Source organism: Faecalibacterium sp. I4-1-79, assembly GCF_023347235.1.
Lineage (GTDB): Bacteria > Bacillota > Clostridia > Oscillospirales > Ruminococcaceae > Faecalibacterium > Faecalibacterium tardum.
Genome location: NZ_CP094467.1, coordinates 2,221,680 through 2,246,858 on the forward strand (window position 1 = coordinate 2,221,680; position 25,179 = coordinate 2,246,858).

Annotated in this window: 18 protein-coding genes and 1 tRNA gene; 7 read left to right on the plus strand and 12 right to left on the minus strand. The window is 57.9% G+C overall.

The window, feature by feature from the left end; all coding sequences use genetic code 11:
• Positions 1 to 510 precede the first annotated feature (510 nt).
• The 3 genes from MTP36_RS11020 to fucO all read right to left on the minus strand — a co-directional run bounded on the left by MTP36_RS11020 (position 511) and on the right by fucO (position 4,396).
• Positions 511 to 1,470 (minus strand): calcium/sodium antiporter, encoded by a 960-nt coding sequence (locus MTP36_RS11020; RefSeq protein WP_118658350.1) that lies wholly within the window; start codon positions 1,468 to 1,470, stop codon positions 511 to 513.
• A gap of 241 nt (positions 1,471 to 1,711) precedes the next feature.
• Positions 1,712 to 3,019 carry a putative ABC transporter permease gene (locus tag MTP36_RS11025; RefSeq protein ID WP_249250364.1) on the minus strand — a complete coding sequence of 436 codons (1,308 nt, stop codon included), beginning with the start codon at positions 3,017 to 3,019 and terminating at the stop codon, positions 1,712 to 1,714.
• Between the two features lie 228 nt (positions 3,020 to 3,247).
• Positions 3,248 to 4,396 carry a lactaldehyde reductase gene (gene fucO / locus MTP36_RS11030; protein ID WP_005922374.1) on the minus strand — a complete coding sequence of 383 codons (1,149 nt, stop codon included), beginning with the start codon at positions 4,394 to 4,396 and terminating at the stop codon, positions 3,248 to 3,250.
• A 235-nt stretch (positions 4,397 to 4,631) separates the two neighbouring features.
• Between fucO and MTP36_RS11035 the strand changes: the two genes are divergently transcribed.
• Positions 4,632 to 4,706: transfer RNA gene (locus MTP36_RS11035), tRNA-Thr, on the plus strand.
• Positions 4,707 to 4,865: 159 nt separating this feature from the next.
• Positions 4,866 to 5,714, plus strand: a complete 849-nt coding sequence (locus MTP36_RS11040) for a sugar phosphate isomerase/epimerase family protein (RefSeq protein ID WP_249250367.1) — start codon at positions 4,866 to 4,868, stop codon at positions 5,712 to 5,714.
• A 284-nt stretch (positions 5,715 to 5,998) separates the two neighbouring features.
• Here MTP36_RS11040 and MTP36_RS11045 read toward each other — a convergent pair whose 3' ends face one another.
• The gene (locus MTP36_RS11045; RefSeq protein WP_249250369.1) at positions 5,999 to 6,517 is read right to left on the minus strand and encodes a GNAT family N-acetyltransferase; all 519 of its coding nucleotides are present in this window, start codon (positions 6,515 to 6,517) and stop codon (positions 5,999 to 6,001) included.
• A gap of 125 nt (positions 6,518 to 6,642) precedes the next feature.
• On the opposite strand from MTP36_RS11045, the gene recG reads away from it, so the two are divergent.
• Positions 6,643 to 8,703: an ATP-dependent DNA helicase RecG gene (gene recG, locus MTP36_RS11050; protein WP_249250371.1), complete on the plus strand. Its 2,061-nt coding sequence runs from the start codon at positions 6,643 to 6,645 to the stop codon at positions 8,701 to 8,703.
• Positions 8,704 to 8,745: 42 nt separating this feature from the next.
• Here the strand turns inward: recG and MTP36_RS11055 are convergent, their stop codons facing one another.
• From MTP36_RS11055 to MTP36_RS11065, 3 genes are read right to left on the minus strand one after another with little or no spacing between them, the layout of a single operon-like run.
• Positions 8,746 to 9,858, minus strand: a complete 1,113-nt coding sequence (locus tag MTP36_RS11055; RefSeq protein ID WP_249250379.1) for an acyltransferase — start codon at positions 9,856 to 9,858, stop codon at positions 8,746 to 8,748.
• Between the two features lie 15 nt (positions 9,859 to 9,873).
• Entirely contained in the window at positions 9,874 to 10,908 is a 1,035-nt protein-coding gene (locus tag MTP36_RS11060) for a glycosyltransferase (RefSeq protein ID WP_249250381.1), read from the minus strand.
• A gap of 11 nt (positions 10,909 to 10,919) precedes the next feature.
• Positions 10,920 to 11,609, minus strand: a complete 690-nt coding sequence (locus tag MTP36_RS11065) for a metallophosphoesterase (RefSeq protein WP_249250383.1) — start codon at positions 11,607 to 11,609, stop codon at positions 10,920 to 10,922.
• A 180-nt stretch (positions 11,610 to 11,789) separates the two neighbouring features.
• Here MTP36_RS11065 and MTP36_RS11070 point away from each other — a divergent pair, with 180 nt between their 5' ends.
• Positions 11,790 to 13,133, plus strand: coding sequence for a D-alanyl-D-alanine carboxypeptidase family protein (locus MTP36_RS11070; protein ID WP_249250385.1), 1,344 nt, complete (start codon positions 11,790 to 11,792; stop codon positions 13,131 to 13,133).
• Positions 13,134 to 13,235: 102 nt separating this feature from the next.
• On the opposite strand, the gene MTP36_RS11075 is transcribed toward MTP36_RS11070, so the two are convergent.
• On the minus strand, positions 13,236 to 14,273 hold the full coding sequence (locus tag MTP36_RS11075) for a P1 family peptidase (RefSeq protein ID WP_249250387.1): 1,038 nt from the start codon (positions 14,271 to 14,273) through the stop codon (positions 13,236 to 13,238).
• Between the two features lie 113 nt (positions 14,274 to 14,386).
• Positions 14,387 to 15,730, minus strand: a complete 1,344-nt coding sequence (locus MTP36_RS11080) for an MATE family efflux transporter (protein WP_249250389.1) — start codon at positions 15,728 to 15,730, stop codon at positions 14,387 to 14,389.
• 241 nt (positions 15,731 to 15,971) lie between these two features.
• Between MTP36_RS11080 and MTP36_RS11085 the strand changes: the two genes are divergently transcribed.
• The 3 genes from MTP36_RS11085 (at position 15,972) to MTP36_RS11095 (ending at position 21,532) form a co-directional block, all read left to right on the plus strand.
• A complete protein-coding gene (locus MTP36_RS11085) occupies positions 15,972 to 17,093 on the plus strand; it encodes an AI-2E family transporter (protein WP_249250395.1) in 1,122 nt (373 codons plus the stop codon).
• 313 nt (positions 17,094 to 17,406) lie between these two features.
• Positions 17,407 to 19,194, plus strand: coding sequence for an extracellular solute-binding protein (locus MTP36_RS11090; RefSeq protein WP_249250400.1), 1,788 nt, complete (start codon positions 17,407 to 17,409; stop codon positions 19,192 to 19,194).
• Positions 19,195 to 19,219: 25 nt separating this feature from the next.
• Positions 19,220 to 21,532: a hybrid sensor histidine kinase/response regulator gene (locus tag MTP36_RS11095; RefSeq protein ID WP_249250402.1), complete on the plus strand. Its 2,313-nt coding sequence runs from the start codon at positions 19,220 to 19,222 to the stop codon at positions 21,530 to 21,532.
• Positions 21,533 to 21,615: 83 nt separating this feature from the next.
• Here the strand turns inward: MTP36_RS11095 and MTP36_RS11100 are convergent, their stop codons facing one another.
• The 3 genes from MTP36_RS11100 to MTP36_RS11110 all read right to left on the minus strand — a co-directional run bounded on the left by MTP36_RS11100 (position 21,616) and on the right by MTP36_RS11110 (position 25,099).
• Positions 21,616 to 22,086 (minus strand): hypothetical protein, encoded by a 471-nt coding sequence (locus MTP36_RS11100; RefSeq protein ID WP_055185405.1) that lies wholly within the window; start codon positions 22,084 to 22,086, stop codon positions 21,616 to 21,618.
• A 180-nt stretch (positions 22,087 to 22,266) separates the two neighbouring features.
• Positions 22,267 to 23,583 carry a M18 family aminopeptidase gene (locus tag MTP36_RS11105; RefSeq protein ID WP_249250404.1) on the minus strand — a complete coding sequence of 439 codons (1,317 nt, stop codon included), beginning with the start codon at positions 23,581 to 23,583 and terminating at the stop codon, positions 22,267 to 22,269.
• Positions 23,584 to 23,656: 73 nt separating this feature from the next.
• Positions 23,657 to 25,099, minus strand: coding sequence for an APC family permease (locus tag MTP36_RS11110; protein WP_249250406.1), 1,443 nt, complete (start codon positions 25,097 to 25,099; stop codon positions 23,657 to 23,659).
• Positions 25,100 to 25,179: the final 80 nt, after the last annotated feature.

Sequence of the window (25,179 nt, forward strand, 5' to 3'; positions counted from 1 at the left end):
AACTCCCCCAGTCGCCTATGGCGACAGATTTCCCTTTTTGTCACCTGCGGCGACATCTTCCCCCGGCCGGGGGAAGTCGTCCTCTGAGATGGGGCCTTTGGCATGACGGTATAGTTTCCGGCTAAAGCGCAAAGCTTGCGGGCGCGTCAGAGGCTCCCTCCCAGAGGGAGCTGGCAAAGCCGTCAGGCTTTGACTGAGGGAGTTCGTTCCAAACCCTTCCCGTGAAAATGGAATACCGGAGCGTCCGCAGACGCTCCGGTATTCCGAAATTATAAAATAATTTTTCCGCTGAATATGGCCAAAGTGCAACGACGACGACCGCCGCCAGTGGCGGAAACAGGGAGGAGTTGTTGGGGCAGCGGCCAGCAAAACGCAAGTGCCGCCCAAGGCACGATGCGGATGCTGGGTGCCGCAACCCGATAGCGGCGGCCATTCCAAATCGTCCTACATAAAAAGGCTGCTGCACAGTGCTTTGTGCAGCAGCCTTAAATATTTTACGTTTACAACAGATCAGATGCTGAACTGCACGGCGCAGAAAGCGGCATAGATGCACAGCAGTGCAATGCCCTGCGGGCGGCTCAGCTTGCCCTTGATCAGAGCGGGCAGGGTGAGCAGCAGCATCACGGCAAACATGACCGGGATATCCATCACCAGCGAGGCGTTCATGCCTGCGATGGTGGAGTTCTGCGGGATGCTGAAGGGTGCCAGCGTGACGGACACGCCGCTGACCAGCACCAGATTGAACACGTTTGCACCGATGACGTTGCCCAGCGACAGCGCACCGTGACCCTTTGCCAGCGAGGTAATGGCGGTGACCAGCTCCGGCAGCGAGGTGCCCAGTGCCACAAAGGTCAGCGCAATGACAGACTCCGGCACGCCCAGCGCCTGTGCGATGAGGGTGCCGTTGTCCACCAGCAGGTCAGCGCCCACAGCAATGAGCACCGCACCGATGGCCAGCAGCCCCAGCTCCTTGGCAAAGGAGCCTTCCTCAGCCTGCTCTTCCTCTTCCGGGGCGGTGGCGTTTTTCATAGCCAGCACGTTGCACACGATGTAAGCCACGAACATGGCCAGCAGGATCAGACCCACCGGGCGGGTGAAGGAGCCGGTGGTGTAGGCCACACCGGCATAGAAAGCGGCAGCCACAAAGAAGAAGGCCACCGGGGTGCGCAGGCTCTTGGGGTCAACCTTGCCCGGGCGCACCGCAATGGTGATGGCGGCGATCAGAGCAGAGTTGCAGATGACCGAGCCGATGGCGTTGCCGTAGGCGATCTCGCCGTGACCGGTGAGGGCAGAGGTAGTGGACACCATGACCTCCGGCAGGGTGGTACCGATGGACACCACCGTGGCACCGATGAGCAGCTCCGGCACATGGAAGCGGCGGGCGATGCCGGTGGCACCGTCTACAAACCAGTCGCCGCCCTTGATCAGGCACAGCAGACCCACGATAAATAACAGAACAGGGATCAGCATAATATCTCTCCTTTTTAATAATAGCGGCAGAGGCACAAAAAAAGACCCTTATCACATCCAGCCCAAAACGGGGAAATGTGATAAAAGTCTCAAGCATCCGGTACTGCATCGGGCATTTCTGCCGGGACTGTCGCTACAGCACAGCGCACCGGTTTTTCAACCAAGGTACGCCCCTTACTCCCTTTTATCCAGAGAATATTATACCTGTTTTCCGGCAAAAGCGCAAGGGGAAATATGGGATTTATTCTGCCTTGGTCACTTTTTTGGCGTTGGGGTAAATGCGCTCCATGCGGGCGTTGTCGAAATGCTCGTCAAGGAACACTTCCAGCTGGCCGTTGGGTGCTTCGCCGCTGGTGCGGGCATCGTACCGCGCCAGTGCCAGCGCGCTGGTAAGCACATTCACCACCATGAACACCGCCAGCGCCGCTGTCATCCACGGACGGATATGGCTGCGCACCTTTTTCATCAGCTTCAGCACCAGCGGATAGCCGTAGCGCATCCACATCACCGCCGCAATGCCCCAGAAAAAGCAGTACAGCAGGTTGATGCGCCCGCCCAGATTGAACTTGAACTTGCTGTAATCCCAGAACACGGTACCGAACAATAGCTCTGTGACAGCGCTGCACACATATTCATATACGCCGCCCAGCACCGTGCCGAAAGCAAAGAGATAGCGGTCGCTTTTATCCTGATTTTGCCGCAGCAGCACGGTAGCCATGGCCAGCGCCAGCCCCCACACCACGCTGAAAGGCCCCCACACCAGACTGGAACGGCTCATCCACACCCCGGCGGTCAGGCGGCAGAACACGGTCTCCACCATGTCGCCCAGAAACGCCCCGATGACGAACAGCCACAGCAGGTCTGCCGCGCTGAGGAAGTCGGTTTTCCCCTTTTGCACTGCCGTGGGCTGCTGCCGGGCGGCTTCCGGGTAGGCGCGCTGGATACGCTTTTCCACATACACGGCAATGCGGCGGCGCAAGGTGTCGGAGCGCGCCTCCAGTTTCTGGTTCAGCTGTTCCAGCACTGGGTGCTGCGCCGCGTACCGCCCCACCAGAACCGCCGAGCCCAGCTGATCCAGCGCCGCGATGCCAAGCGCAGCCCACACCAGCGGATGCAGCAGCCAGTCCGGCACAAGGGCGCACAGCCGCAGCAGCAGCCCATTGCCCCAAAGCACGGTCACCATGCCCAGCGCACCCCACAGCACCGAGTACTGCAGGCAGACGTAACCGTTCAGGTTGAGCTTTTTATCCGAGTAGTCCCACCATTTGCGGTTGTGCAGCCGCTCCAGCAGCTTTGCCGTGAGCCACTCCACCACGGTAGCCGTAAGCATACAGGCCACGAACAGCACCACCGGCTTTGTGCGCATATCTGCAAAGCCCACTGCCATCAGGATGGCCGTAGTGCCATACACAAAGCAAAACGGCCCCGCCGCCATGCCGCGGTTTGCAAACCGCTTGCCCCGGAAGGTAGCTACCACGGTCTCCCCTACCCACCCAAGGAAGGAATAGACCAGATACAGCACGCCCAGCGTGTAGAAGTTCAGTGTCATCGCGCTTTCCTCGCCTTCTGTTTTTATGCTCTAATTGTACTCGCTTGCGCCGGTTTGCACAAGAGGACGGCAGAAAAATGTTACAATTGGCGTGCGTTTTCATTTTACGAACGCATCATTCCGGGCAGACCGCAGTCTGCCCGGAATAATGCAATTAAAAACATTTTTCCGTTAAAAAAGCCGCTGCACAAGCACGGTGCAGCGGCTCTCAAGGTCATTTTTTACAGCTTACAGCTGGCTCTTATACAGCTCCACGATCTCCTCCACGCTGGTGTCGCGGGGGTTGCCGGGACGGCAGGCGTCTGCAAAAGCGGACTCAGCGAGGAACTGGATGTCCTCTTCCTTCAGGATGCCGTGCAGGTTTGCCGGGATGCCCACGTCTGCGCTCAGCTGCTTGACGGCGGCGATGGTAGCATCAGCGGCTTCCACATCGTTCATCTCGTCGATGCCCATAACGCCCATGGCCTTGCCCACGGCACGGTAGCGCTCGCCGGCAACGCTCTTGTTGTACTCCAGACCCACCGGCAGCAGGATGGCGCAGGCCACACCATGGGGAGTGTCATACAGGGCAGACAGGCCGTGTGCCATGGAGTGCACGATGCCCAGACCCACGTTAGAGAAGCCCATACCGGCAATGTACTGACCCAGAGCCATGCCCTCGCGACCCTCCGGGGTGTTCTGCACAGCGCCGCGCAGGCTCTGGCTGATCAGCTTGATGGCTTCCAGATGGAACATATCGGAAATGACGCAGTGACCCTTGGTGATGTAACCCTCGATGGCGTGGGTCAGAGCATCCATACCGGTGGCGGCAGTCAGACCCTTGGGCATGGAGGACATCATATCGGGGTCGACCACAGCGATCTCGGGGATATCATTGGTATCCACGCAGACGAACTTGCGCTTCTTCTCCACATCGGTGATGACGTAGTTGATGGTGACCTCAGCAGCAGTACCGGCAGTGGTGGGCACTGCGATGGTGAACACCGCGTGCTTCTTGGTGGGGGCAACGCCTTCCAGAGAGCGGACATCTGCAAACTCGGGGTTATTGATGATGATGCCAATGGCCTTTGCGGTATCCATGGAGGAGCCGCCGCCGATGGTCACGATGCAGTCAGCCTCGGCAGCCTTGAAGGCAGCCACGCCGTCCTGTACGTTGGCGATGGTGGGGTTGGGCTTGATCTCGCTGTAAACAGCGTAGGCAAAGTTTGCGGCATCCAGCAGGTCGGTGACCTTTTTGGTAACACCAAACTTGATCAGGTCGGGGTCGGAGCAGACGAAAGCCTTCTTGTAGCCACGGGCGGTCAGCTCGGGAACGATGTTCTCGATAGCACCGTGGCCGTGGTAAGAGATGGTATTCAGAACAATGCGGTCAGCCATAATACAAATCCTCCAAATCTGTTTGCAGCCGCCTTTCCGGCGGCGTTCCTCTACGTTTCAGCATAACACATTGTCAAAAAATTTGCAATGTAAAATTGTTTAAAATTGTAGTATATTTTTATACTTGTGTATTGTTTTCTATCATTTTTGTCCGTTTTTCCGGCATTATTATCCCATGCAAAAAACAATCCTTGCCAAATAGCCGTGCCTGTGTTATACTATTCAAGTAACCTTTGCTGGTGTGGCGCAATGGCAGCGCAACTGATTTGTAATCAGTGGGTTGCAGGTTCAACTCCTGTCACCAGCTCCAAGAAAAGCCGCTTAGATTCGTAGAAATCTAGGCGGCTTTTGCTATGTGGACAACATTTCGCGCTTTAAAGCAGCTTCTAAAAAAGTTTAAAGTGTTCCCCCGCAGACAGTTTTGGTGTATAATGGTAAAAACGCACCCAAACCAAAGGAGGAACCAAGCATGATCCAATTCGGTCTGCGTCTGCACGACGCGGAAAAGCTACCCATTGAGCAGGTGCTGCCGCTGGTGCGTCAGAAGGGCTTTTCCTGCGTGCATCTGGCACTGAGCAAATCCCTGAAGGAGGTGCCCAACACCCCCTCTGCTCTCACCCCCGGCTACGCGGCCTATCTGCGCCGCCTGTTTGCCAAAAACGAGCTGGACATTGCGGTGCTGGGCAACTACCTGAATCTGGCGCACCCGGATACGGATGCTCTGCACGCCATTCAGGAAAAGTACTACGCGCATATCCGCTTTGCCAGCCTGCTGGGCTGCGGCATGGTGGGCACCGAGACCGGTGCACCCAACGCAGAGTACAAGTTCTGCCCGGAGTGCCGCAGTGATGCCGCCCTTGCCACCTTTATCAAAAACTTCAAGCCGGTGGTGCGCTGCGCCGAGCAATACGGCGTGACCATTGCCATTGAGCCGGTGGTCAAGCATATCGTGTATGACGCCCGCCGCGCCCGCACCGTGCTGGACGAGATTGGCAGCCCCAATCTGCAGATCCTGCTGGACCCGGTGAACCTTTTGAACATGGAAAACGTGGACCGCCAGGAGGAAGTGTTTGCCGAGGCCATCGAGCTGCTGGGCAAGGATGTTGCCATGATCCACTTCAAGGACTTTTTGCGGCAGGACGCCGGCGGGCAGCTGGCTGCCACCGGTGCCGGACAGGGCGACATGGGCGACTACCGCACCATTCTGCGGTTTGCCAAGGAGCAGAAGCCCTATGTGTTCGCCACCTTGGAGAACACCACCCCGGAAAACGCCGTCCAATGCTTGCAATACCTGCAAAAGCAGTACGACGAGTGCTGACAGTAACTCAAGGCAACACCGCACAATTCCCGCCTTACGGCTTAAGCACCACTCCGGCGGCTGCGGCACCTAGAATTATGCGGTATTGCCTTAAACTGCACGCTGCTGTCCGCAGCCGTCTGTGGTTTTATGGTATAAAAAAGTCTGAACCGGTGGCGGATGCCTCAGTTCAGACTTTTTTGTTATTCTATGTCAGCAGGTCGTCAGACTCTTGCCAAGCCGTCCACACTCAGCACAACGCCGGTGATGCAGGATGCCTTCTCCGAGGCATCAAGAATTGTTTGTCAATTTTCGGAAGCCGATGGCAGGATGTTCTCGTAAGAGCTGTCCAGCCGCATCTGGTACCACACTACCCCGCCGTGGGTGGAAGCGGAAACGCCCTCGTTCACAAAGCCGAACTTTGCGTAATAGTGCAAAAGTTTCTCCTTGCAGGTCAGCACCAGCCCTTTGCGCCCCTGTGTGTGGGCATCTGCGATGGCTCTTTGCAGCAGCAGCCCGGCATAGCCCCGGCGGCGGCAGCGCGGGAGGGTGTTCACCCCAAAGATCATCTGCCATGCGCCATTTTCATCATGCAGGGCGGCATCTGCGTACATCTCATCGGTCAGGTCGGGCATATCGGTGCAAAAGCCGTCCACAAAGGCCACCAACTCCCCCTGCTCAAACAACAGCCAGAAATGATCGGCATAGTGTGCCAGCCGCCCGGCAAATTCTTCTGCTGTGGCAGCCTCCGCTGCCGGAAAACAGGCCGCCTCCACGGCGGCAATGGCCTGTAAATCGTCCATAGTTGCGTTGCGTATTTCCACAGTATCTCTCCTCCCTTTTTGTAATGTCAGTATACCACAGCTGCCGCGCAAGGGCAAAATATTTGCATCTGTTCCCCGTCCGTGTTACAATGGCTATACTACGCTTGGAAGGGAGTTGAAACACCATGCCCACCGAAAATCGCACCACCTTAACGCCGGACACCCCGGTGCGCTACTTGAAAGGGGTGGGGCCCAAGACCGCAGAGCGGTTCGAAAAACTGGGCATCGTGACGCTGGCAGACCTGCTGTGCCATTACCCCCGGCGGTACATCGACTTTTCCAAGCCCTACTCCATTGCGGAAGCTCCCGCCGACACCGAATGTGTGGTAAAGGCCGAGGTATTCGCAAAGCCCGGCGGGCGCATTTTGCCGGGTGGGCGGCGGATGGAGCGCATCACCGCCGGGGACGATGTAGCCAGTCTGGAGATCACATGGTTCAATAACCCCTACGCCACCCAAAAATTGCAGCTGGGACAGGAATACTATTTTCAGGGCATCGTGACCGGCGGGATGCTGCGCCGCCAGATGGTCAACCCACAGGTGCGCACCGCCGAGCAGATACAAGCCGCGCCCTTTGAGGCCGTTTACCCCCAGACCGAGGGACTGCCCAGCAGCGCCATCTCCCGCTGCATCCGGCAGCTTTTGCCCCACGCGGAGCTGCTGCCCGACCCGCTGCCGCCGGAGATGCTGCAAAAATACCGTCTGCTGCCCAAGGCCGAGGCGGTGCGTGCCATCCACTGCCCTGCCACCGAGGAACAGGCCGCAGCAGCGCGGCGGCGGCTCATCTACGAGGAGCTTTTGGTGCTGCAATTGGGCATCGGGCGGATGCGCAGCCGGGGCGCTGCGGCCACCGGGGCACCCATGCGCCGCGCCGACCCAGCCCCTTTCTGGCGGAGCCTATCCTTTGCCCCCACCGGGGCGCAGCGCCGCGCAGTGGAGGAGATTTTAAACGATATGGCGGGCGATACCGCCATGAACCGCCTGTTGCAGGGCGATGTAGGCAGCGGCAAAACGCTGGTAGCTGCTGCCGCCATCTGGGCGTGCATCCGGGCGGGGTATCAGGCTGCGCTGCTGGCCCCTACCGAAATTCTGGCCGCGCAGCACGCCGAGGGGCTCAACCGGCTGCTTGCCCCCTTCGGGATGCGGGTCGCCCTGCTGACCGGCGGCATGAAGGCCGCCGCCCGCCGCACCACGCTGGCTGCCATCCGCAAGGACGAAGCCGACCTTGTGGTGGGCACCCACGCCCTGATGAGCGATGGGGTGGAATTTGCCCGGCTGGGTCTGGCGGTCATTGACGAGCAGCACCGCTTTGGGGTGCGTCAGCGCGGTGCACTGGCAGAAAAAGCCGCGAACCCGCACCTGCTGGTCATGAGTGCCACCCCTATCCCCCGCACGCTGGGGCTTTTGATCTACGGCGACTTGGACATCTCCATTCTGGACGAGTTGCCCCCCGGGCGCACCCCGGTCAAGACCCGGTGCATCACCGGCAAGCGGCGGCGAGACCTGTACCGTTTTCTGGACAGCGAGATCGACAAGGGGCGGCAGGTGTATCTGGTCTGCCCCGCCATTGAGGATGTGCCGGACGGCGGGCTGAACGCCGTCAAGACCTACTATGAGGACATTGCCAAGACGCTGCTGCCCGACCGCCGGGTGGGGCTGATGCACGGCAAGCTGAAACCCAAGGAAAAAGCCGCCGTCATGGAGGATTTCAAGACCGGGCGGTTGGACGCACTGGTGTCCACCACCGTCATCGAGGTGGGTGTGGACGTGCCCAACGCCAGCGTGATGGTGATCGAAAACGCCGAGCGCTACGGTCTGAGCGCCCTGCACCAGCTGCGCGGGCGTGTAGGGCGCGGCGCTGCCGAGAGCTGGTGCTTTCTTGTCAGCGACAACACCAGCGAAGCCGTGCAGAAGCGGCTGAAATTTCTCTGCTCCACCACCGACGGCTTTGCCGTGGCACAGTACGACCTGGAGACCCGCGGCCCCGGCGACTTTTTCGGCAGCCGTCAGCACGGTCTGCCCACCTTGCAGATCGCCGACCTGATGAATGACACCCGTACCCTGCACGCCGCTCAGAGCGAGGCCGCCGCATTGCTTGCCGCTGACCCACTGCTGGAAAGCCCGGCTCACGCTTTGCTGGCCGCGCAGGTGCAGCAGATGTTCGACAAGGCCTGGCCGATGAACTAAAAAAGCGCTGTCGCACAAAAAAACGTGCGATAGCGCTTTTCTTTACACTTCTTTGCTCCCGACAATGTTTTGCAGGATGCGGGCGGTCAGGGCGTCCAGCTTTGTTTCCAGTGCGGGCAGGTGCAGCAGGCGGTAGAGCCGCTGATACACGGCATCCACCGCGTAGCCCGCAGCGGCAACCAGCAGCATCACGCCGGTCAGGTAAGCCAGCGAGGGCAGCAGCGCCCCGCCGAACCGTGGCAGATCTACCCACTGCCACAGCAGTGCCCGGGTAAAATCGCTATCGTGCAGCAGATATACCCCAAAGGACAGCGGTGCCAGCCGAAAGACCCAGCGCCGCCAGTAGTCCGAGCGGATGCGGATATTCTGGAACATCAGAAACATTGCAGCCGAGGCGATGACCGTATCCAGTGCCTGATAGCCGTTGACGGTATTCACAAAACCGTTCAGGTGCAGGGCGTTTTCCACCCGCAGCGCCAGCATCCGGTTGAACAGCCCCGCCGCCGAAGCTGCCAGATATGCCAGCAAACACAGCCCGCTGGGCACGGTCACCCGGTATTTGCGGAAATAGGCTGCCATAAAATACAGGATATAGAACCAGATAAAGCTGTACCCGTTATTTACAAGGGTCACATCCGTTGCCCAGTAGAACAGCGTGCCCCACACGCTTTGCAGCAGCAGCGCCACCAGCAGCAGCGTTTTGTACTGCCGCCGGTCAAGGCTTTGCACCACCGCGTTCAACACCGGCACCGAGAGGTACATCAGAAAATAAGCCGAGGCAAACCAGTAGCCGTTGGAGGTAAGGGGCAGCAGCGCCCGAAGCAGCTTGACCGCCGAAAGCGGCACTGCCCCCGCCCTGACCGCAACGCAGAAGGTGAGCATGGAGTAAAACCACACCTGTGCCCCAATGCGGAACAGCCGCCCGGCGCGGACAGCCCCCTTGCGCTCCGACAGGTAATAGCCGGAAAGCATTACAAAACAGTTTGTGGATACACGCGCCAGAATAAACAGCAGCCAGTAGATCCAGAATGCCACCGACCCCTGCGGTGCCGCACTGCCCAGCCCGCCGTGCCCGATGCCGTGCATCAGCACGATCATTACCATACTGAGGATGCGCATCGTCTCAAAGCCGCTATGCCGTTTCTGCTCTTCCATACCCCATTTTCCCCCTTACATTTCCCCTGTTTCCAGCTGCCGCAAAGCCTGCCGCACCTGCTGCTCCGGCCGCAGCCATGCTTGATAGTACGCCGCATTGTGCTGTGCCATAGCCAGTATCGCCGCCGGGTCTGCCAGCAGCTGCCGCAGCTGCTCCTCACACTCTGCCGGGGAGGTATACGTTTTATAGTTTTTTCCTTCTTCAAAGCCGCCCGGCAGGGTATACCGCAGCGGCTCGGTGACGATCGCGCGCCCCGCCGCCACATACTCGGCCAGCTTCCAGCCGGTAGAGCCGTGCAGTCCGGTAGATGCCACACAAACTTCCGTGTGCTGCATCCGGTGCAGGTAGGCGCGTTTGCCGGTCAGCTTGTCCGGCAAAATCAGTTCTGGGCACAGCCGCCGGGCGCAGGCGTTGTCGGACACGCCGCCGGTGAACTGCGCCGGGAAGGCACTTTGCAGCCGGTGCAGCAGCTCGATGCGGTCTGCATTCACCTGCCGCCACTCTGCCTGTAACTCCGGGTATTGCTGCACCGCCGGTTCCTCCGGGTCCCACAGACGGGTCAGGAAGAGGATGCGTGGCTTTTTGCGCACCCGGGTCAGCCGGGCTTCAAAGTCCTGCGGGTAGCAGCGGGTGGAAAGCGCCCACTGCTTCAGGCGGCTCTTTGCGTTGCGCTCCGCTTCCAGCGGCGAGCCCGGACAGGTAACGTAGTAGTTCAGCCCCAATGGCCGCAGCTTTGCGGAGATATCGCCCGGGAACTGCCGGTTCTTCTCCGCCGAAAAGCTGCGCTTGAACACCACATCCGCCCGGTGGAACAGCGCCAGCACCGCCGCTGGGTCGTTATAAAAGTAGCCGTCCATCAGGTCAAATACCACCGTGCGGCCGTCAATTTCCGTTTCCAGCAGCGCCTCCCGGGCAATGGGACTGCCCCGCCGCTCGTCCTGTACCCGCAAAGTCAGTTCCCCGCGCTTTGCCAGCAGGATAAAGCCCGCCAGAATGCCGCTGATGTGCGCCGCGCCCTCCCGGGTGGCAAGTTTTACCGTAACTTCCATATTCCCTCCCGTCAGCGGAACAGCCCGGTGCGTCGCTCGCCCATGGGGATGAGGTCACAGAACACACACCGGCTCTTGGTGGAAAGCTGCACATCCTTGTGATAGCAGCCGAAAAACCATTTTTCGTAGGTCAGTTTGAGCAAGATCTCGTCCAGAAACAGGTGCAGACGGTTGCTCTCGCCAAGGGCAAGGGCGGTAAAATCCAAAAATCTGCTTGGTGCATCGTGGGTCAGCACATAATCTACCTTGTAGTCTACTTTCTCTAAGTTGCGGCGGCAGGTGTCGTACTCCTCGTCACTGGGCATCTCCTGCTTCCACCAGTTCACGCCCGGCTCCCGGTCGTCCTTATCCTGACTTTCCGCGCCGCCGAAGCAGAGATAGGTCTTGCCCTCCAGCTCCAGCACGCTGCCCCGGCACACATGGTACACGTTGCCGCCAAGGCTCTGCACCCTGCCGCCGAACAGCTCCGTCTCCGGGTACTGTGCCAGCAGGTCATAGTTTTCGTGGCTGCCGTCCAGAAACAGAATCGTGTAGGGGCGCTTGCGCAGCCAGTCCAGCCGCTTGCGCTCTGCGGCGCTGCCGTCCCACACAAAGCCGAAATCTCCCAGCACCACCACGGTGTCCTTCTTGCCCAGCCAGCGCAGCTTGCCCTGCTTGAAGCGCTGGATATCGCCGTGGGTATCCCCTGTAAGATATACCATTCCTGTCCTCCCTGCCGGAGCGAAAGAACGGTGTAAAACACCGCAAGGCTCTTGTAACACCCCGGCAAACCTGTTATTATTATAGAACACAGCACACTTGCTGCATAATTGATCTTCCGGCGCGCCGCACAGCGCAGCCTTATCTCGTATATTTTATCGCTTTTTAAAGGAATTGTCCACATGAAACGTATTTTTGCACTGGTTCTTTCATTTGTATTTCTGCTCAGCTGCCTTGTGCTGCCCGCCGGGGCCATGTTCGACCCCAGTCCGGTATATCAGGTGCAGGCTGCAAGCGCCTATATCGTGAACACCGATACCAACATCATCGTCTATGATAAGGACAGCACAAAGCAGGTGTCTGCCGGCGGTCTGACCAAATATATGACCCTTGCCGTGCTGCTGACCAACTACGCCGACCAGCTGGACAGCACCTTCCAGATGCCCTTTGCCATCTCGGACTATGTTTATAACACCAATAACGCAGATATGCGCTCCAACGAGACTTTCACCTACCGGGAAGCCATGTACGCCATGCTTACCCGCAACGCCAACGAGGCAGCCATGGGTGTGGCGTACACCCTTGCCGGCGGCGATCTGGACGGCTGGGTGGCGCAGATGAACACCCTGTCCCAGCGCATCGGCACCACCGCCAGCAGCTGGACGGACGCCTGCGGCATCGACAGCGGCAACACCACCTGCGCCGTGGATATGTACCTGATCCTGCGCTACCTGATGAGCTTTGACGCCTTTGTGGAGGTGTCCGGCGCGCCCAGCTTTACCATGCCTGCCAAGGAGAAGCACCGCTCCTCCTCGGTGCTGGTCAGCCAGAACGCGGCGCTGAGCAAAGCCAGCGGCGGCAGCTACTACCGCAGCGCCATGCAGGGCGGCATGTGCAATGTGACCGCCTTTAAAAACGATACCGGCACCCAGAGTTATGTTTCGTGGGGCAACAAGGACGGTGCCACCTATATCTTCTGCGTGATGGACAGCCCCGACAGCTGCGATACCCTTGGCTACGCCAACCGCCGTCCTGCCCTGTTCGAGACGGTCAAACTGATGGACTGGGTGTTTGACAGCTTTTCCATTCAGGCTGCGCTGGACACCGACCTGACCATTGCGGAGATCCCGGTAAAGTATTCCTCCGACACCGACACCTTGCAGCTGTACCCCAACGACAGCATGATGACCCTGCTGCCCTCCACCAGCGACGGCACCGTCACTCAGAAATACTTCCACCTGCCGGACTACGTCTGCGCCCCCATCCAGCAGGGCGACGTGGTGGGCACGGTGGAGCTGAAGCTGGCAGGCGAGACCATCGGCGTGGTGGATCTGATCGCCGGGCAGGACGTAGCCCGCAACCCGCTGCTGTTCGGGGTGGATAAGGTAAAGGAGTTTTTCACCAGCCTGTACCTGAAGGTGGTTCTGGTGCTCAGCCTGATCGCCGCCCTGATCTACGGGCTGTGGCTGCTGTGCTCCAACTGGAACCGCCGCAAGCCCACCAAAAAGATCCACCGCCGCTATTGAGCAAAACAAAGCCCCGCATCGGACACCGCCGTGCTCTGACCGTTCTGGTCAAAGACACAAAGCGCCTGTCCGATGCGGGGCTTTTTTCTGTATTGCAGCGCTTCAGGCGCGGTTTTTTAAAAGTTCCGTCAGGCTGCGGAAGGTTTGGCCGTGGTTGCCGGTAACGGTCTCGGCGTGGAGCATGCTGCTGAGAACGCTTTCCTCCACGCACTCTGCCACCGCCCGGAACAGGGGGTTGATGGCATCATCGTGGAGCAGAGTCATGGGCAGCAGAGCTTTCTCCGAATAGTGCGGCACCCGGTTGGCGGTGGTGAAGGCGATGACGATCTCGCCGCTGCCGTTGCCGCAGTAAGAGCCGGTACGGGAAAGCCCCACCAGCGCCCGGCGGCACAGCCGCCGCAGCTGCCGCTCGCTCAGGGGGATATCCGTAGCCAGCACCGTGATGATGGAGCCTTTATCCTCGTGGGGCGGGATGCTGTCGCCCAGCAGGGTGTGGATAGGCGTGCCCGCCACGATGAGGTCATCGAACAGCGCATGGTTGGAGAGTACCAGTGCGCCCATGGTGTAGGGTTTTCCGTCCAGTTCCACCACCCGGGAGGCGGAACCGATGCCGCCTTTCAGCCCGTGGCAGCGCATTCCCCGCCCGGCACCTACGGCACCCTCGGCAAAATCTGCCTTGCAGTCTGCCAGCGCGGCAAAAACGTGCTGCTCGGTCACATGAAGCCCCCGGATATCGTTCAGGCCGCAGTCGTTGCACTCGCAGACCACCGGGTTCACGCTGCCGGTGGTCTCGCAGATGTCGGGGTTTTTCTCCAGCATATACTTTACCAGCGCGGTCTGTGCCGTACCCACGCTGAGGGTGTTGGTAAACAGGATGGGCGTTTCCAGCGTGCCCAGTTCGTCGATCTGCACAAGGCCTGTGGTCTTGCCAAAGCCGTTGATGACATAGCTGGCCGCCAGCACCTTTTCGTGGAAAACATCCCCTTGGTGCGGCAGCAGTGCCGTTACGCCCGTCTGCACCACGCCGTCTGCCAAGGTGCAGTGCCCTACCGTCACCCCCGGCACATCGCTGATCTTATCCCGTGCACCTTTGGGCAGCGTGCCCACCTGAAACCCCCATTCGTTCCCTGCAATGCCCATTGTAGCTCCTCCTTGCCTTTTTCTATGGATATCATAGCATTTCCGCTGCCAAAAGTAAACCGCTGTAACAGGCCCGGGCGGGCGCAGAAAAAAGGCTGCCGCGCTGCACAAAATCATTGAGGTGCCGCTGCATTTTCCGTCGGCCACGATCTTCTGAGCGCCGCATAGGAGACCAGAAAGTTTGCAAGCCACCCTGCCGGGACGGCAAGCCAGACAAAGGCAATGCCAAAGCGCGGTGCACAGAGCAGGGCAACGGACAGGCGAATGGCAAGATTTACCATATTGGCAATGAGGAACGGGCGCATGATGCCAAGCCCGCGCAGCACGCCATCGGTCGCCATCTTGATGCCCATGAAGATGAAGAAGTAACCCAGCCACCGCATATAATCACCGGACACCTGATAGGCCAGCGCCGTTCCGTCCTTGCCCAGAAACAGCGAGGAGATCTGGGTGTGCAGGGTTTCAATGACCGCAAAGGCAATGACCGCAAAGCACAGGTCCAGCACCAGCGCAGCGTGGTAGCCTTTTTTGAGGCGGTCGATCTTCTTTGCACCAAAATTCTGGGAGATATAGGGCGAGACTGCATTGCCGATGGAGACAAAGATCAGCGAGAAAACATTTTCTACCCGCATCGTTGCTGCATATCCGGCAAGCGCCTGTGTGCCAAAGGGGTTTACCACCGCCTGTACGATCATCATGCCGATGGACACGGTGGACTGCTGCAAGACCGACGGCACTGCAATGCGGAGCATGGAAGCCAGCTCCTGCCGGTCGAACCTTTTAAAGGGGCTTTTATACTGCCGCATCCGGTACAGGAAGATCAAAAACGAAAACACCGCAGAAATGCCCTGTGCGATCAACGTGGCAAGGGCTGCGCCAAACACGCCCAAGCCAAGCCCCGCCACCATCCAGAGGTCCATAAAAATATTCAGGATGGAGGAAAAGATCAGCAGACCCAGCGGGATCCTGGACTCCCCAATGGAGGTGAACATGGTGGAAAGAATGTTGTACATAAACAAAAACGGGAAGCCTACAAAATAGACCCGCAGATACAGCACCGCGTCCTCCAGAATGTCGGCGGGGGTCTGTAAGCCGCTCATCATAGCACGGGAAAAGCTAAAGCCAAAAACGCCAAGGACAACGCTCAAAACCAGAAAGCTGACTAGGGACGTTGACACGATGGTTTTCATTTTGCCATAGTTTTTAGCGCCAAAATAGCGGCTTACCAGCACACCGGCACCCACACCGGCACCCAGCGCCACACAGATAAAAACATTGGTCAGCGCAGCACAGGCACCGACAGCCGCCAGTGCCGAGGAGCCGACAAACTGACCGACTATGATGGAATCTGCCATGTTATAGACCTGCTGAAAAAAGCTGCCAAGGATCATTGGCATTGCAAAAACCGTCAGCGCTTTCAGCGGCGCATCTGTGATCAGATATTCATCTTTCGACATGATCTATTTCCTTTCAAGCTGTGTTTCTCTCAATTTCTTTAAATTTGCTCTGGCCAAGTATACCACGGTTTTCCCTTGCTGAAAAGCTTCCGCCTACATTCTCGCAAACTGCTTTTATAAAGTTCCGTTTCCCTTTCCCCTCGTCTTGACAAGCCCTTTTCTTCCGATTACAATACCAAAAAGAGCCCGCAGACGGTTTTTTTGCTGCCTGCTGCCACAACCTTCCGGGAAAGGATTTTTTATGGAACCCAAAACAAAACAATCTCTGCTCGTTACCGTGGTAGGGGTAACGCTTTTTGTAGCACTGCTGCGGCTTTCTGATGTTCTGGTCTTTGCCGCAAAGCTGATAGATCTGATACTGCCCATTCTGGCGGGCGGCATTCTGGCGCTTTTTATCAACGTACCCATGACCGGGCTGGAAAAGCGGCTGAACCGCCTGTTCGGCAAGGCCAAAAAGCAACCCTCGGCGAAAGTGATCCATCTTCTCAGCTTTTTCATCACCCTGCTGGGCGTTGTGCTGGTGCTGGTGCTGGCGCTGACTTTGCTGATCCCGGAGCTGGTGCAGTCTTTCCACAGCCTGTATGTGCAGATCGAGGCCAATATCCCCCGCTGGACCGCCTATCTCAACGCACAGGATGCCGACATGAGCTGGCTGATGAGCTGGCTGGAGGGTATCAACTGGGAGCAGCTGCTGCACAAGGTCACTGCAAGCATCGATACAGTGCTGGTCAATGCGGTAGGGGCAGTCTCTGCCACGGTGAACATCGTAGTCACCGCCTCGTTTGCACTGATCATCTCCGTCTATATGTCCCTTGGGACGGAGAGCCTCAGCCACCACGCCCGCACGCTGGTGTGCGCCTACCTGAAGCCCTCCCATGCCGCCGGGGTGCTGAAATTCTGCCGCTTGTTCCGGCAGTCCTTCGCAAACTTTTTAACGGGACAATGCAGCGAGGCGGTGATCCTTGGCGTTTTGATGGCTCTTGCGTTTTCCGTTTTCAAGATCCCCTACGGCAGTCTGGTCGGGGTGCTTACCGCCATCTGCGCCATCATCCCCTATGTGGGTGCGCTGATCTCCTGCGTGGTCAGCGTGTTCCTTGTGCTGTTGGTAGACCCTGTGCTGGCGGTGCGCTGCCTGATCGTGTACCTTGCCGTGCAGTTTGTTGAAAACCAGTTCATCTATCCCCGTGTGGTGGGCAAATCCGTGGGGCTTTCGCCGCTGTACACCCTTGTTGCCGCCATGATCGGCGGGAAGCTTTTCGGCATCATCGGCATTATTTTCTTCATCCCCCTGACGGCGGTGGTCATCGAGCTTGTAAAAGAGGACGCCTGTCGGCGTCTGCGCGCAAAAGAGCCGTTGCAATAAAGCAGCGTGCCCGGAAATACCACTTTCCCCTGATACCCTTTCCCCAGTATCAGGGGTATTTTTATGCCGTGCGGCTGCAAAGCACGCGGTTGTTCGCCCTTTTCCATACAATATCCTTCAAAAAACAACTTGAAACGCTTTTGTTACAATGATACAATATGATTGTCATTTTATGGGAAAATCGGCGTATGCCCAGTGCGGACAGGCCGCGAGCGTGGGGGATCCTGTGGGGTGTGTAAAAATAGCTACGGCAGCACTGCACCCCATTGGTTCTGTGCAGCACTGCCCTCCGAAATGTGAGGAAGGTATTTGTATGATGAAGAAAATTTCCCGCCGCTCCTTTTTGCAGGCTTGCGGCGTTGCAGCTGCCACAGCAGCGCTGACCGCCTGCGGCAGCGGTAAGGCTGAAACAGATAAAAAAGACGATGCGCACGAAGCCGTCACCTTTATGGCACCCTATATGGAGGTAGAAGCCTTTATTGAGCAGGTGCATAGCGTTTACCCGGAAGTAAATGTTGAGAGCGTGCCGTACAGCGGCGATAACACCACCATCTGCTTGCAGAATATGTTTGCGGCGGGCGACCTGCCGGATATTTGCACCCTTACGGTCTATAATCCCATGACCGACCTTGTGTCCAACAAGCTGCTGGACCTTTCCGGCTATGATTTTACCGACAACTATGTAGAATCCCGCTTGCAGGATGTGTTCGATAACGGTGCCATCTATCTGCTGCCCTCGGTTTACACCTGCTACGGCATCACCTACAACAAGACCCTGCTGCGGGAACACGGCTGGAAACTGCCCAATTCTTTCGCTGAGCTGGAAGTGCTGGCTGCAAAAGCCAAGGAAGCCGGGGTCGATCTCTGCCTGCCGCAGATCCAGTACCCGGGCTACGGTTTCCAGTATCTGTGCAACATTGCAGATGCCGATTTCCTTGGCACACTGGACGGCAGACTGTGGCAGAAGGATTATCTGTCCGGCAAGGCAAACGTCAGCAACACCCCCGGCATGATGCAGGCAATGGCGTATGTCAAAAAGTGGAAGGACATCGGGATGCTGAATGACACCGGCGATGCTCTTGACGACAACGTGACCCGGCAGAGGATGGCCGAGGGCAACACCCTGTTTTTGATGGGCGGCACCAATGGCATCGTGGAAGCAGACGGCAACGCCAATAAATTCGAGTTGATGCCCTATCTCTCGCAGGACGGCACCCAGAATGTTTTTGTGCTGAAGGTGAACCGCTTCTACGGTCTGAACAAAAAGCTGGAGCAGAACCCCCAGAAGCTGGAGGATGCGCTCAAGGTGATGCGCGTGCTTTCCACCGTTGCGGGCACCAGTGCCCTGCTTGCCGAAAGCTCGCGGAAAAACAGCCTGCTGCCCTTCAAGGACGCAAAGGCAGATGACACCTACTACGCCGATATTGCCAACGCCCTGAACGCGGGCAACACCGCGCCCTTTATCTATTCCGGCTGGGAAAACACCATCGTGACCACCGGCCTTAAAATGCTGGACTTTATCAAGGGCAATGCTACCATGGAAGATGTGATCCGTCAGCTGGACGAGGATCAGGATAGCGTGGTGAACAACACCCCGGATACCATCACCACCGTCACCGAGGAGCTTTCGCAGGAGGACTGCGCCATGCTGGTGGGGCGCTGCTTTGCACAGGCTACCGGCAGCGACCTTGCGCTGGTCTCGCTGAGCACATGGATCCCCGGCAACCCCAGCGAGCAGAACCACTACGGCGTAGCCGCCAAGCTGTACGCCAAGGGCATTACGGATTACGACCTTTCGGTCATCCTGCCCACCGGCTGGAACCGCACTATCCAGACTGTTGCCCTGACCGGCCAGCAGATCAATGACCTGCTGGCTTCTGGTTACGATGCCTACGGCAACGGCAAGGGCTATCCCTATGTGCTGGTAAGCCCGGTGCAGCCGGAGGCGGGCAAGACCTATCAGGTTGCCATCTGCGGTGTGAGCGACCAGCTGGCTGCCGAAGCAACGGTGACAGACAGCGGCGTGGTGGGCATGGACGCCGCAAAGGCTTTCTTTGGCGGATACACCACCATCAGCCGGGCAGATACTGCATGGAATTAAACAGAACAGACAGGAGATACTGGATGTGAACAAGAAAAAATACCAAAAACTGCTTTGGGGCACCGGCTTTGTCATCATCGTGTTGATCCTGACCCTTTTTGTCATGAGCCAGACCTACATCCAGAACCTTGTCTACCACGAGCGGCTGAGCCAGATGGAAGAGGTCACCCACCAGATGTTCCACAGTCTGGAGGATGTGATCGACACCCACTGGGACGAGGTGGATGTGCAGTGTAATTATTTGTACAACACCCCGCTGGAGACTGATACCGATCTCTACCGCTATCTGAAAAAGCTGTCGGAGCTTTCCAATTACCATGAAAAACAGATCGACCTGATCGCCGTGGACTCTGCCGGACATTATTATACCGCGCATGGCCGCACGGGTCTGCTGCGAGGAATAACCTATCTGGAAAGCGCACCGGAGCGGGTCAGCTATGTTTCCAACGCGCTGACCGAGGACGACTCCCGGATGGTGTTCCTGAAACAGCTCCCCACCCCCATCACACTGCAAAGCGAGACCGGCGAGATCACCCTGCGCTATTTTGGCATCTCCCAGTGCATGACCCAGCTGAACGATTATTTCCACTGCGACGCCTACGAAAATAACAACAGCGTCTATGTGCTGGACAACAACGGTTTCAAGCTGTTCAACGCCAATGACACTGAGCTGCTGAAGGGGCATAACGTATACACCGTGCTCTCCCAGATGTCCTATCTGCACGGTTCTTCCTTTGCGGTAGCAAAGGAGCGGCTTGCCCGCACAGGCTCCTGTTATTCCAACGCCGTGCTGGACGGGACCGAGTATTACTACGCCCTGAAGCAGATGGAAAACGCCCAGTGGACGCTGGCGTTCCTTGTTCCGGCAGAATATGTGGCCGTGAATACGCAGAAACTGGTCAATATCGTCATGGTCGTTATTGTAGGCTTTGCAACGGTGTTTTCGATCATGGCAGTCATTGCTGGCTGGTTCCTCCTGCGGGAAAAGCAGCAGCAGGAGCTGCAGGCTGAAAAAAAGACGAACCTCCGTCTGGAGCAGTATAACATCCAGCTGACGCAGGCCAACGATGAGATGCGGCGGGCGCAGGATGCTGCCGCCGAGGCGCTGCAATCTGCCGAGCGTGCCAGCAAAGCCAAGACGGACTTCCTTTCCAACATGAGCCACGATATCCGCACCCCCATGAACGCCATTATCGGCATTACCACCCTGATGAAAAACGAGCTGCACGAGCCGGAAAAGCTTGCCGAGCATCTGGGCAAGCTGGAAAGCTCCGGGCAGCTGCTGCTGGGCATCATCAACAATATTCTGGATATGAGCCGCATCGAGAGCGGCAAGACCACCCTGAATGTGGAAAAGATGAACCTGCCCCAGCAGATCAGCCAGCTGGACAGCATCATCCGCCAGCAGGCAGGTCAGCGCAGTCAGACCTTTACGGTAAGCACCAATCTGCAGCACGAAAACGTGCTGGCCGACCCCAACCGTTTGAATCAGGTGCTGATGAACATCCTCTCCAACGCGGTCAAGTATACGCCCACCGGCGGACACATCCGTTTGGAGGTGGAAGAGCTGCCCCGGAACGAGCACTACGCCCGGTACCGCTTTGTGGTGCAGGATGACGGCATCGGCATGAGCGCGGACTACCAAAAGACCCTTTTCGACCCCTTTACCCGTGAGGAGCGCTCCGGCACCAACAAGGTGCAGGGCACGGGTCTGGGTATGGCTATTACCAAAAGCGTCATAGACCTGATGGGCGGCTCCATCAGCGTGGAGAGCGCCACCGGTAAGGGCACCCGCTTTGAGGTGGTGCTGGAATTTCCCATTGACACTGAAGCGGACACGGTGCAAAAGGCGCAGGCGCTCCCGGAGGAAGAAGAGACCACTTCTCCCCTGTCCGGCATGAAGTTTCTCTGTGCCGAGGATAACGCCATCAACGCCGAGATTCTGCAAATGCTGCTGGAAACAAAAGGAGCAAGCTGTACCATCTGCCCCAACGGTCAGGAGATCGTGGATGCCTTTGCCAGCGTAAAGCCCGGCGACTATGACATGATCCTGATGGATATACAGATGCCGGTGATGGATGGCTTGGAAGCCACCCGCCGCATCCGCAGCGGCGAAAACCCGCTGGGACGCACCATCCCCATCCTTGCCATGACCGCCAACGCCTTCCTTGAGGATATGCAAAAGAGCAAGGAGGCCGGCATGGACGAGCATCTGTCCAAGCCTGTGGACATCAGCGCACTGGAACAGGTGGTAAAGCGCTTCCGCGTTACCCCCCCCCCGAAAATAAATAGCGGTATACAGCGCTTTTGCCGCAAAACACCGCATAACCTTGCATAAAAAATCTGCTGCCCCTTTGCCCGGACGCTTTGGCATCCGGTATGGGGCAGCAGTTTTTTTGCGTTATAGAAGGAGCATTCCCCTCAGATGGGCATGGTCTGGTAGAACCAGTCCGAAATGGCCTTGCGGGTGTCGGCGAAGAACTTTTTCACCGGGCAGGCGGCATCCCGTGCTTCCTGTTCCAGATCCGTGCCTGCGGGGAAGTTGCGGATGACGGTATACGCCACCGACTGCGGCGGCAGCGACATCATCACAGCCGGGTCGTGCACCACGCAGATCTGTTCGCCTACCGCAAGGGTAGCGGGGTCGGAGGTGGTTTTTTCGTCATGGTCCTGCCAGACGGTGCTGTCGGTGATGATCATCTCATAGCTTTCCTGCTCTTCCGCAGAAACCACAATGGACTCCACCTTGCCCTCCACGGTGCGGCTGACGCCCTCTACTACACCATAATAGTAGAGCTTCTTGGAAAACAGCGCCGAAGCAGAGGGCAGCGCGCTGACGCTGAGCAGCAGCACCGCAAGCAGGCAAAAGAGCGAGCGATAGGTCTTTTTCATAGAAAACCTCCATTTTTGATGTTGCAACGGAGCGCCCGGCGCTCCCGGTTGCCTTATTTTACCACAACTACTGTCGGATTTCTATATCCGGGCTTAACCAGCCACGGAAAATCAGCTTTTACGCAAAAAGGACTGCCATGCAAAACAGCGCACAGCAGTCCTTTTTATGCTTTTATCCGTTTACTTGCTGATGGAAAGGGTGCCGAATGCAGTCTCTTCAAAGTGGCTGCTGTACAGCTCCTGCATCAGTTTGATGAGCGAGAGGGTATCCTCTGCGCCGGCGGTCTCGTAGCAGGAGTGCATCGCCAGCTGCGGCAGGCCGATATCCACACAGTTCATGGACACCTGTGCCATGGCCAGATTGCCCAGCGTGCTGCCGCCCACCTTATCAGAGCGGTTTGCAAAGTATTGCAGCGGCACACCGGCGCGGGCAGCCAGCTCCCGGGCGGCGGCAACGCTCATGCCGTCGCTGGTGTACTTCTGACCTGCGTGGGTCTTGATGACCACGCCCTTGTTCATGTAGGTGCAGTTGTTCACATCGGTGTGCTCCGGGTGGTTGGGGTGCACGGCGTGGGCGTTGTCGGCGCTGACCATAAAGCTGGAAGCCACCGCACGGTGGAAGTCCTCGTCGTTGCCGCCAAGGCTCTGGACAATGCGGTGCAGCACATCGTACAGGAAGGTGGAAGCTGCGCCCTGCTTGGTGCCGGAGCCGACCTCCTCGTTATCAAAGAAGGCCGCCACGCCGATGGAGCGGGCGTTCTTTGCGGTCAGCAGACCTTTCAGGATGCCGTAGACGCACTGCTGGTCGTCCAGACGGCCGCAGGAGATGAACTCCTCGTTGCAGCCCCAGACGGTGGCCTTTTCCCGCACATAGAGGAACAAATCGCTGCCAAGGATCTGCTCCTCGGACACCTGCAGCTCCTCTGCGATCAGCTTTTTCAGCGCGCCCTCCTCGCAGGCACCGCCCAGCACGGGCAGCATATCCACCTGCTTGTTGAAGGAAGCCTTATCGTTGACCTCGCGGTTCATGTGGATGGCTACGCTGGGGATTATCAGCAGGTCGCGGTCCAGTGCCACCAGACGGGATACGATAGCGCCGTTCTCCTGCACCAGCACACGACCCGCCACAGACAGCGGACGATCCATCCATGTGGCGCAGATCATACCGCCGTAGCCCTCGGTGTTCAGCTTGGTGTAGTTCTGCCCCATGTGGATCTCGGCGTTCTCCTTGATGCGGAAGCAGGGAGAATCCGTATGGGCGGCGGCAACGTTGAAGCTGTAATTTTCCAGCTGGTCGCCCATGCGGAAGGCGATGATGCTGGAACCGTTGCGGCAGACAAAATAGTCCTTGCCGGGTTCCAGCGCCCACTTGCGGCTTTCCAGCAGCTCGGCAAAGCCTGCTTTCAACAGGATATCCCGCACAGCGGCGGTAGTGTGGTATGCGGTGGGGTTGCCGTCGATGAAGGACAGCATTTCACGGACTTCGGATGCGATCATAAAAATAAACCTCCTTGGGTGTATCTGAAAAGAGCCGGTCAGTGCTGACCGGCCCTTTTTAAGCATATTCAGGTTACTTTTTGGCAGCAGTCTGCTCGCGCTTTGCTAGGGCGGGCAGAATGAAACCCAGCACGGTCAGCACCACGGGGGTGATAACGTTCAGTGCAAAGGTGAAGGGGTCCTTATCATACATACCCAGCACGCAGCACACGGCGGTAACGGCAAAGCACCAGCCGCCGAAGAACTTGGCCACGGCCTGATTCTTGACAAAGCGGTACTCGGCAGGGATGGTGTCGTAGGCGTTGCGCAGGGCGATGTAGGCGGCAAACACCCACAGATAACGCATGGGCATGCACACAGAGTTCAGCTTGGTCAGCTGGCGCAGAACAGCAGCCGCACCGGGCACGAAGGACTGTGCCAGAATGATGGAGCCGGACAGCACAGCCACCATCTTGATGCCGTTGCTGTGCACGCCGTGGGCGTTGACCTTGTGCAGAGCCCGCGGGATGAACTGCTTGGTGTGCTCGTTATCCAGCAGCATACGCAGCGGTGCGTCGATGCTCAAAATCAGCACGGCGAGCTGGCTGATGACGTTGCACAGCGCGTAGATGATCATGAACAGATCGCCCACATGGTAGTACTGACCCAGCTTCTGGAAAGCCCAGTAGGAACTGTTGGCGACATAGGCGTTGAAGCTCTCTGCGCTGGCGTTGATGACGGCGGGGTCGAACATACGGCTCATGGCCAGCGTGCCCAGAATGGCGCAGGTGACCACCATGACGGCCAGCGCGATCATGCCGCGGGGGAAGCCCTTGCTGGGGTTCTCGACCTTATTGACGTAGGGAGAGATCTTCTCGCAGCCGCCCACAGCGAACACCAGAATGGACAGAGACGTGAAGTAGGTGACGTTGAAGTTGGGGATGAGGCTGCTGAAGCTCAGGTTGGCGTGGACGTACTCTGCCGTGGGGTTGATGGCCGGGGCAGCAAACATCATCACAATGTACAGCAGGGACATGACGAAGGTGCAGGTGCCTGCGGCAGTCAGCAGCTTTTTCAGGGGGTTCAGACCCAAGCTTGCAATGTAGCAGCCCAGCAGCAGGATGCAGAAGGTAGCCAGCTGGATGTAGCGGGTGGGGAAGGAATCGTAGGTCTCCGCGTTGCGGAAAACCGCCCAGCTCAGCGCCTTCAAAAAGCCGCTGCCCTTGCTGGCAATGTAGGTGATGTGGCAGGCCCAGTAGGTCCAGCCGGCGTAGTAGGCCAGCTTGGCGTTGGTGGTCTGGTGCAGCCAGGAGCTGACACCGCCGCCCTCGTTCTTAAAGGCAGAGCCCAGTTCACCCACCATCAGCGCATAGGGGATGAAGTACAGGACAAACATGAAGATCCAGCTGAAGATGACCTGCGGACCGTTAAAGTACACAAAGCCGTTGGTAATGTTGCCGAAGCCCCAGACCGTAGAAAAGGCCATGAAGGCAAGGGTAAGCCACGAGATCTTTGTGGCTTTTTCTTTGTTAGACATGCGGACAATTCCTCTCTTTCTTTTCTACACAGGGCGGAAGTTCCTGTAAGAAGGCCGATGTTCCGCATACATTTTGCAAT

Excerpts from the sequence above, each read along its gene's own strand:
- MTP36_RS11065 (WP_249250383.1), bottom strand. The coding sequence starts at position 11,609 with ATGGTATATCTTACAGGGGATACCCACGGCGATATCCAGCGCTTCAAG.
- MTP36_RS11070 (WP_249250385.1), top strand. The coding sequence starts at position 11,790 with ATGAAACGTATTTTTGCACTGGTTCTTTCATTTGTATTTCTGCTCAGC.
- MTP36_RS11100 (WP_055185405.1), bottom strand. The coding sequence starts at position 22,086 with ATGAAAAAGACCTATCGCTCGCTCTTTTGCCTGCTTGCGGTGCTGCTG.
- MTP36_RS11090 (WP_249250400.1), top strand. The coding sequence starts at position 17,407 with ATGATGAAGAAAATTTCCCGCCGCTCCTTTTTGCAGGCTTGCGGCGTT.
- MTP36_RS11040 (WP_249250367.1), top strand. The coding sequence starts at position 4,866 with ATGATCCAATTCGGTCTGCGTCTGCACGACGCGGAAAAGCTACCCATT.
- fucO (WP_005922374.1), bottom strand. The coding sequence starts at position 4,396 with ATGGCTGACCGCATTGTTCTGAATACCATCTCTTACCACGGCCACGGT.
- MTP36_RS11025 (WP_249250364.1), bottom strand. The coding sequence starts at position 3,019 with ATGACACTGAACTTCTACACGCTGGGCGTGCTGTATCTGGTCTATTCC.
- MTP36_RS11060 (WP_249250381.1), bottom strand. The coding sequence starts at position 10,908 with ATGGAAGTTACGGTAAAACTTGCCACCCGGGAGGGCGCGGCGCACATC.
- MTP36_RS11085 (WP_249250395.1), top strand. The coding sequence starts at position 15,972 with ATGGAACCCAAAACAAAACAATCTCTGCTCGTTACCGTGGTAGGGGTA.
- MTP36_RS11110 (WP_249250406.1), bottom strand. The coding sequence starts at position 25,099 with ATGTCTAACAAAGAAAAAGCCACAAAGATCTCGTGGCTTACCCTTGCC.
- MTP36_RS11055 (WP_249250379.1), bottom strand. The coding sequence starts at position 9,858 with ATGGAAGAGCAGAAACGGCATAGCGGCTTTGAGACGATGCGCATCCTC.
- MTP36_RS11075 (WP_249250387.1), bottom strand. The coding sequence starts at position 14,273 with ATGGGCATTGCAGGGAACGAATGGGGGTTTCAGGTGGGCACGCTGCCC.
- MTP36_RS11080 (WP_249250389.1), bottom strand. The coding sequence starts at position 15,730 with ATGTCGAAAGATGAATATCTGATCACAGATGCGCCGCTGAAAGCGCTG.
- MTP36_RS11105 (WP_249250404.1), bottom strand. The coding sequence starts at position 23,583 with ATGATCGCATCCGAAGTCCGTGAAATGCTGTCCTTCATCGACGGCAAC.
- MTP36_RS11020 (WP_118658350.1), bottom strand. The coding sequence starts at position 1,470 with ATGCTGATCCCTGTTCTGTTATTTATCGTGGGTCTGCTGTGCCTGATC.
- recG (WP_249250371.1), top strand. The coding sequence starts at position 6,643 with ATGCCCACCGAAAATCGCACCACCTTAACGCCGGACACCCCGGTGCGC.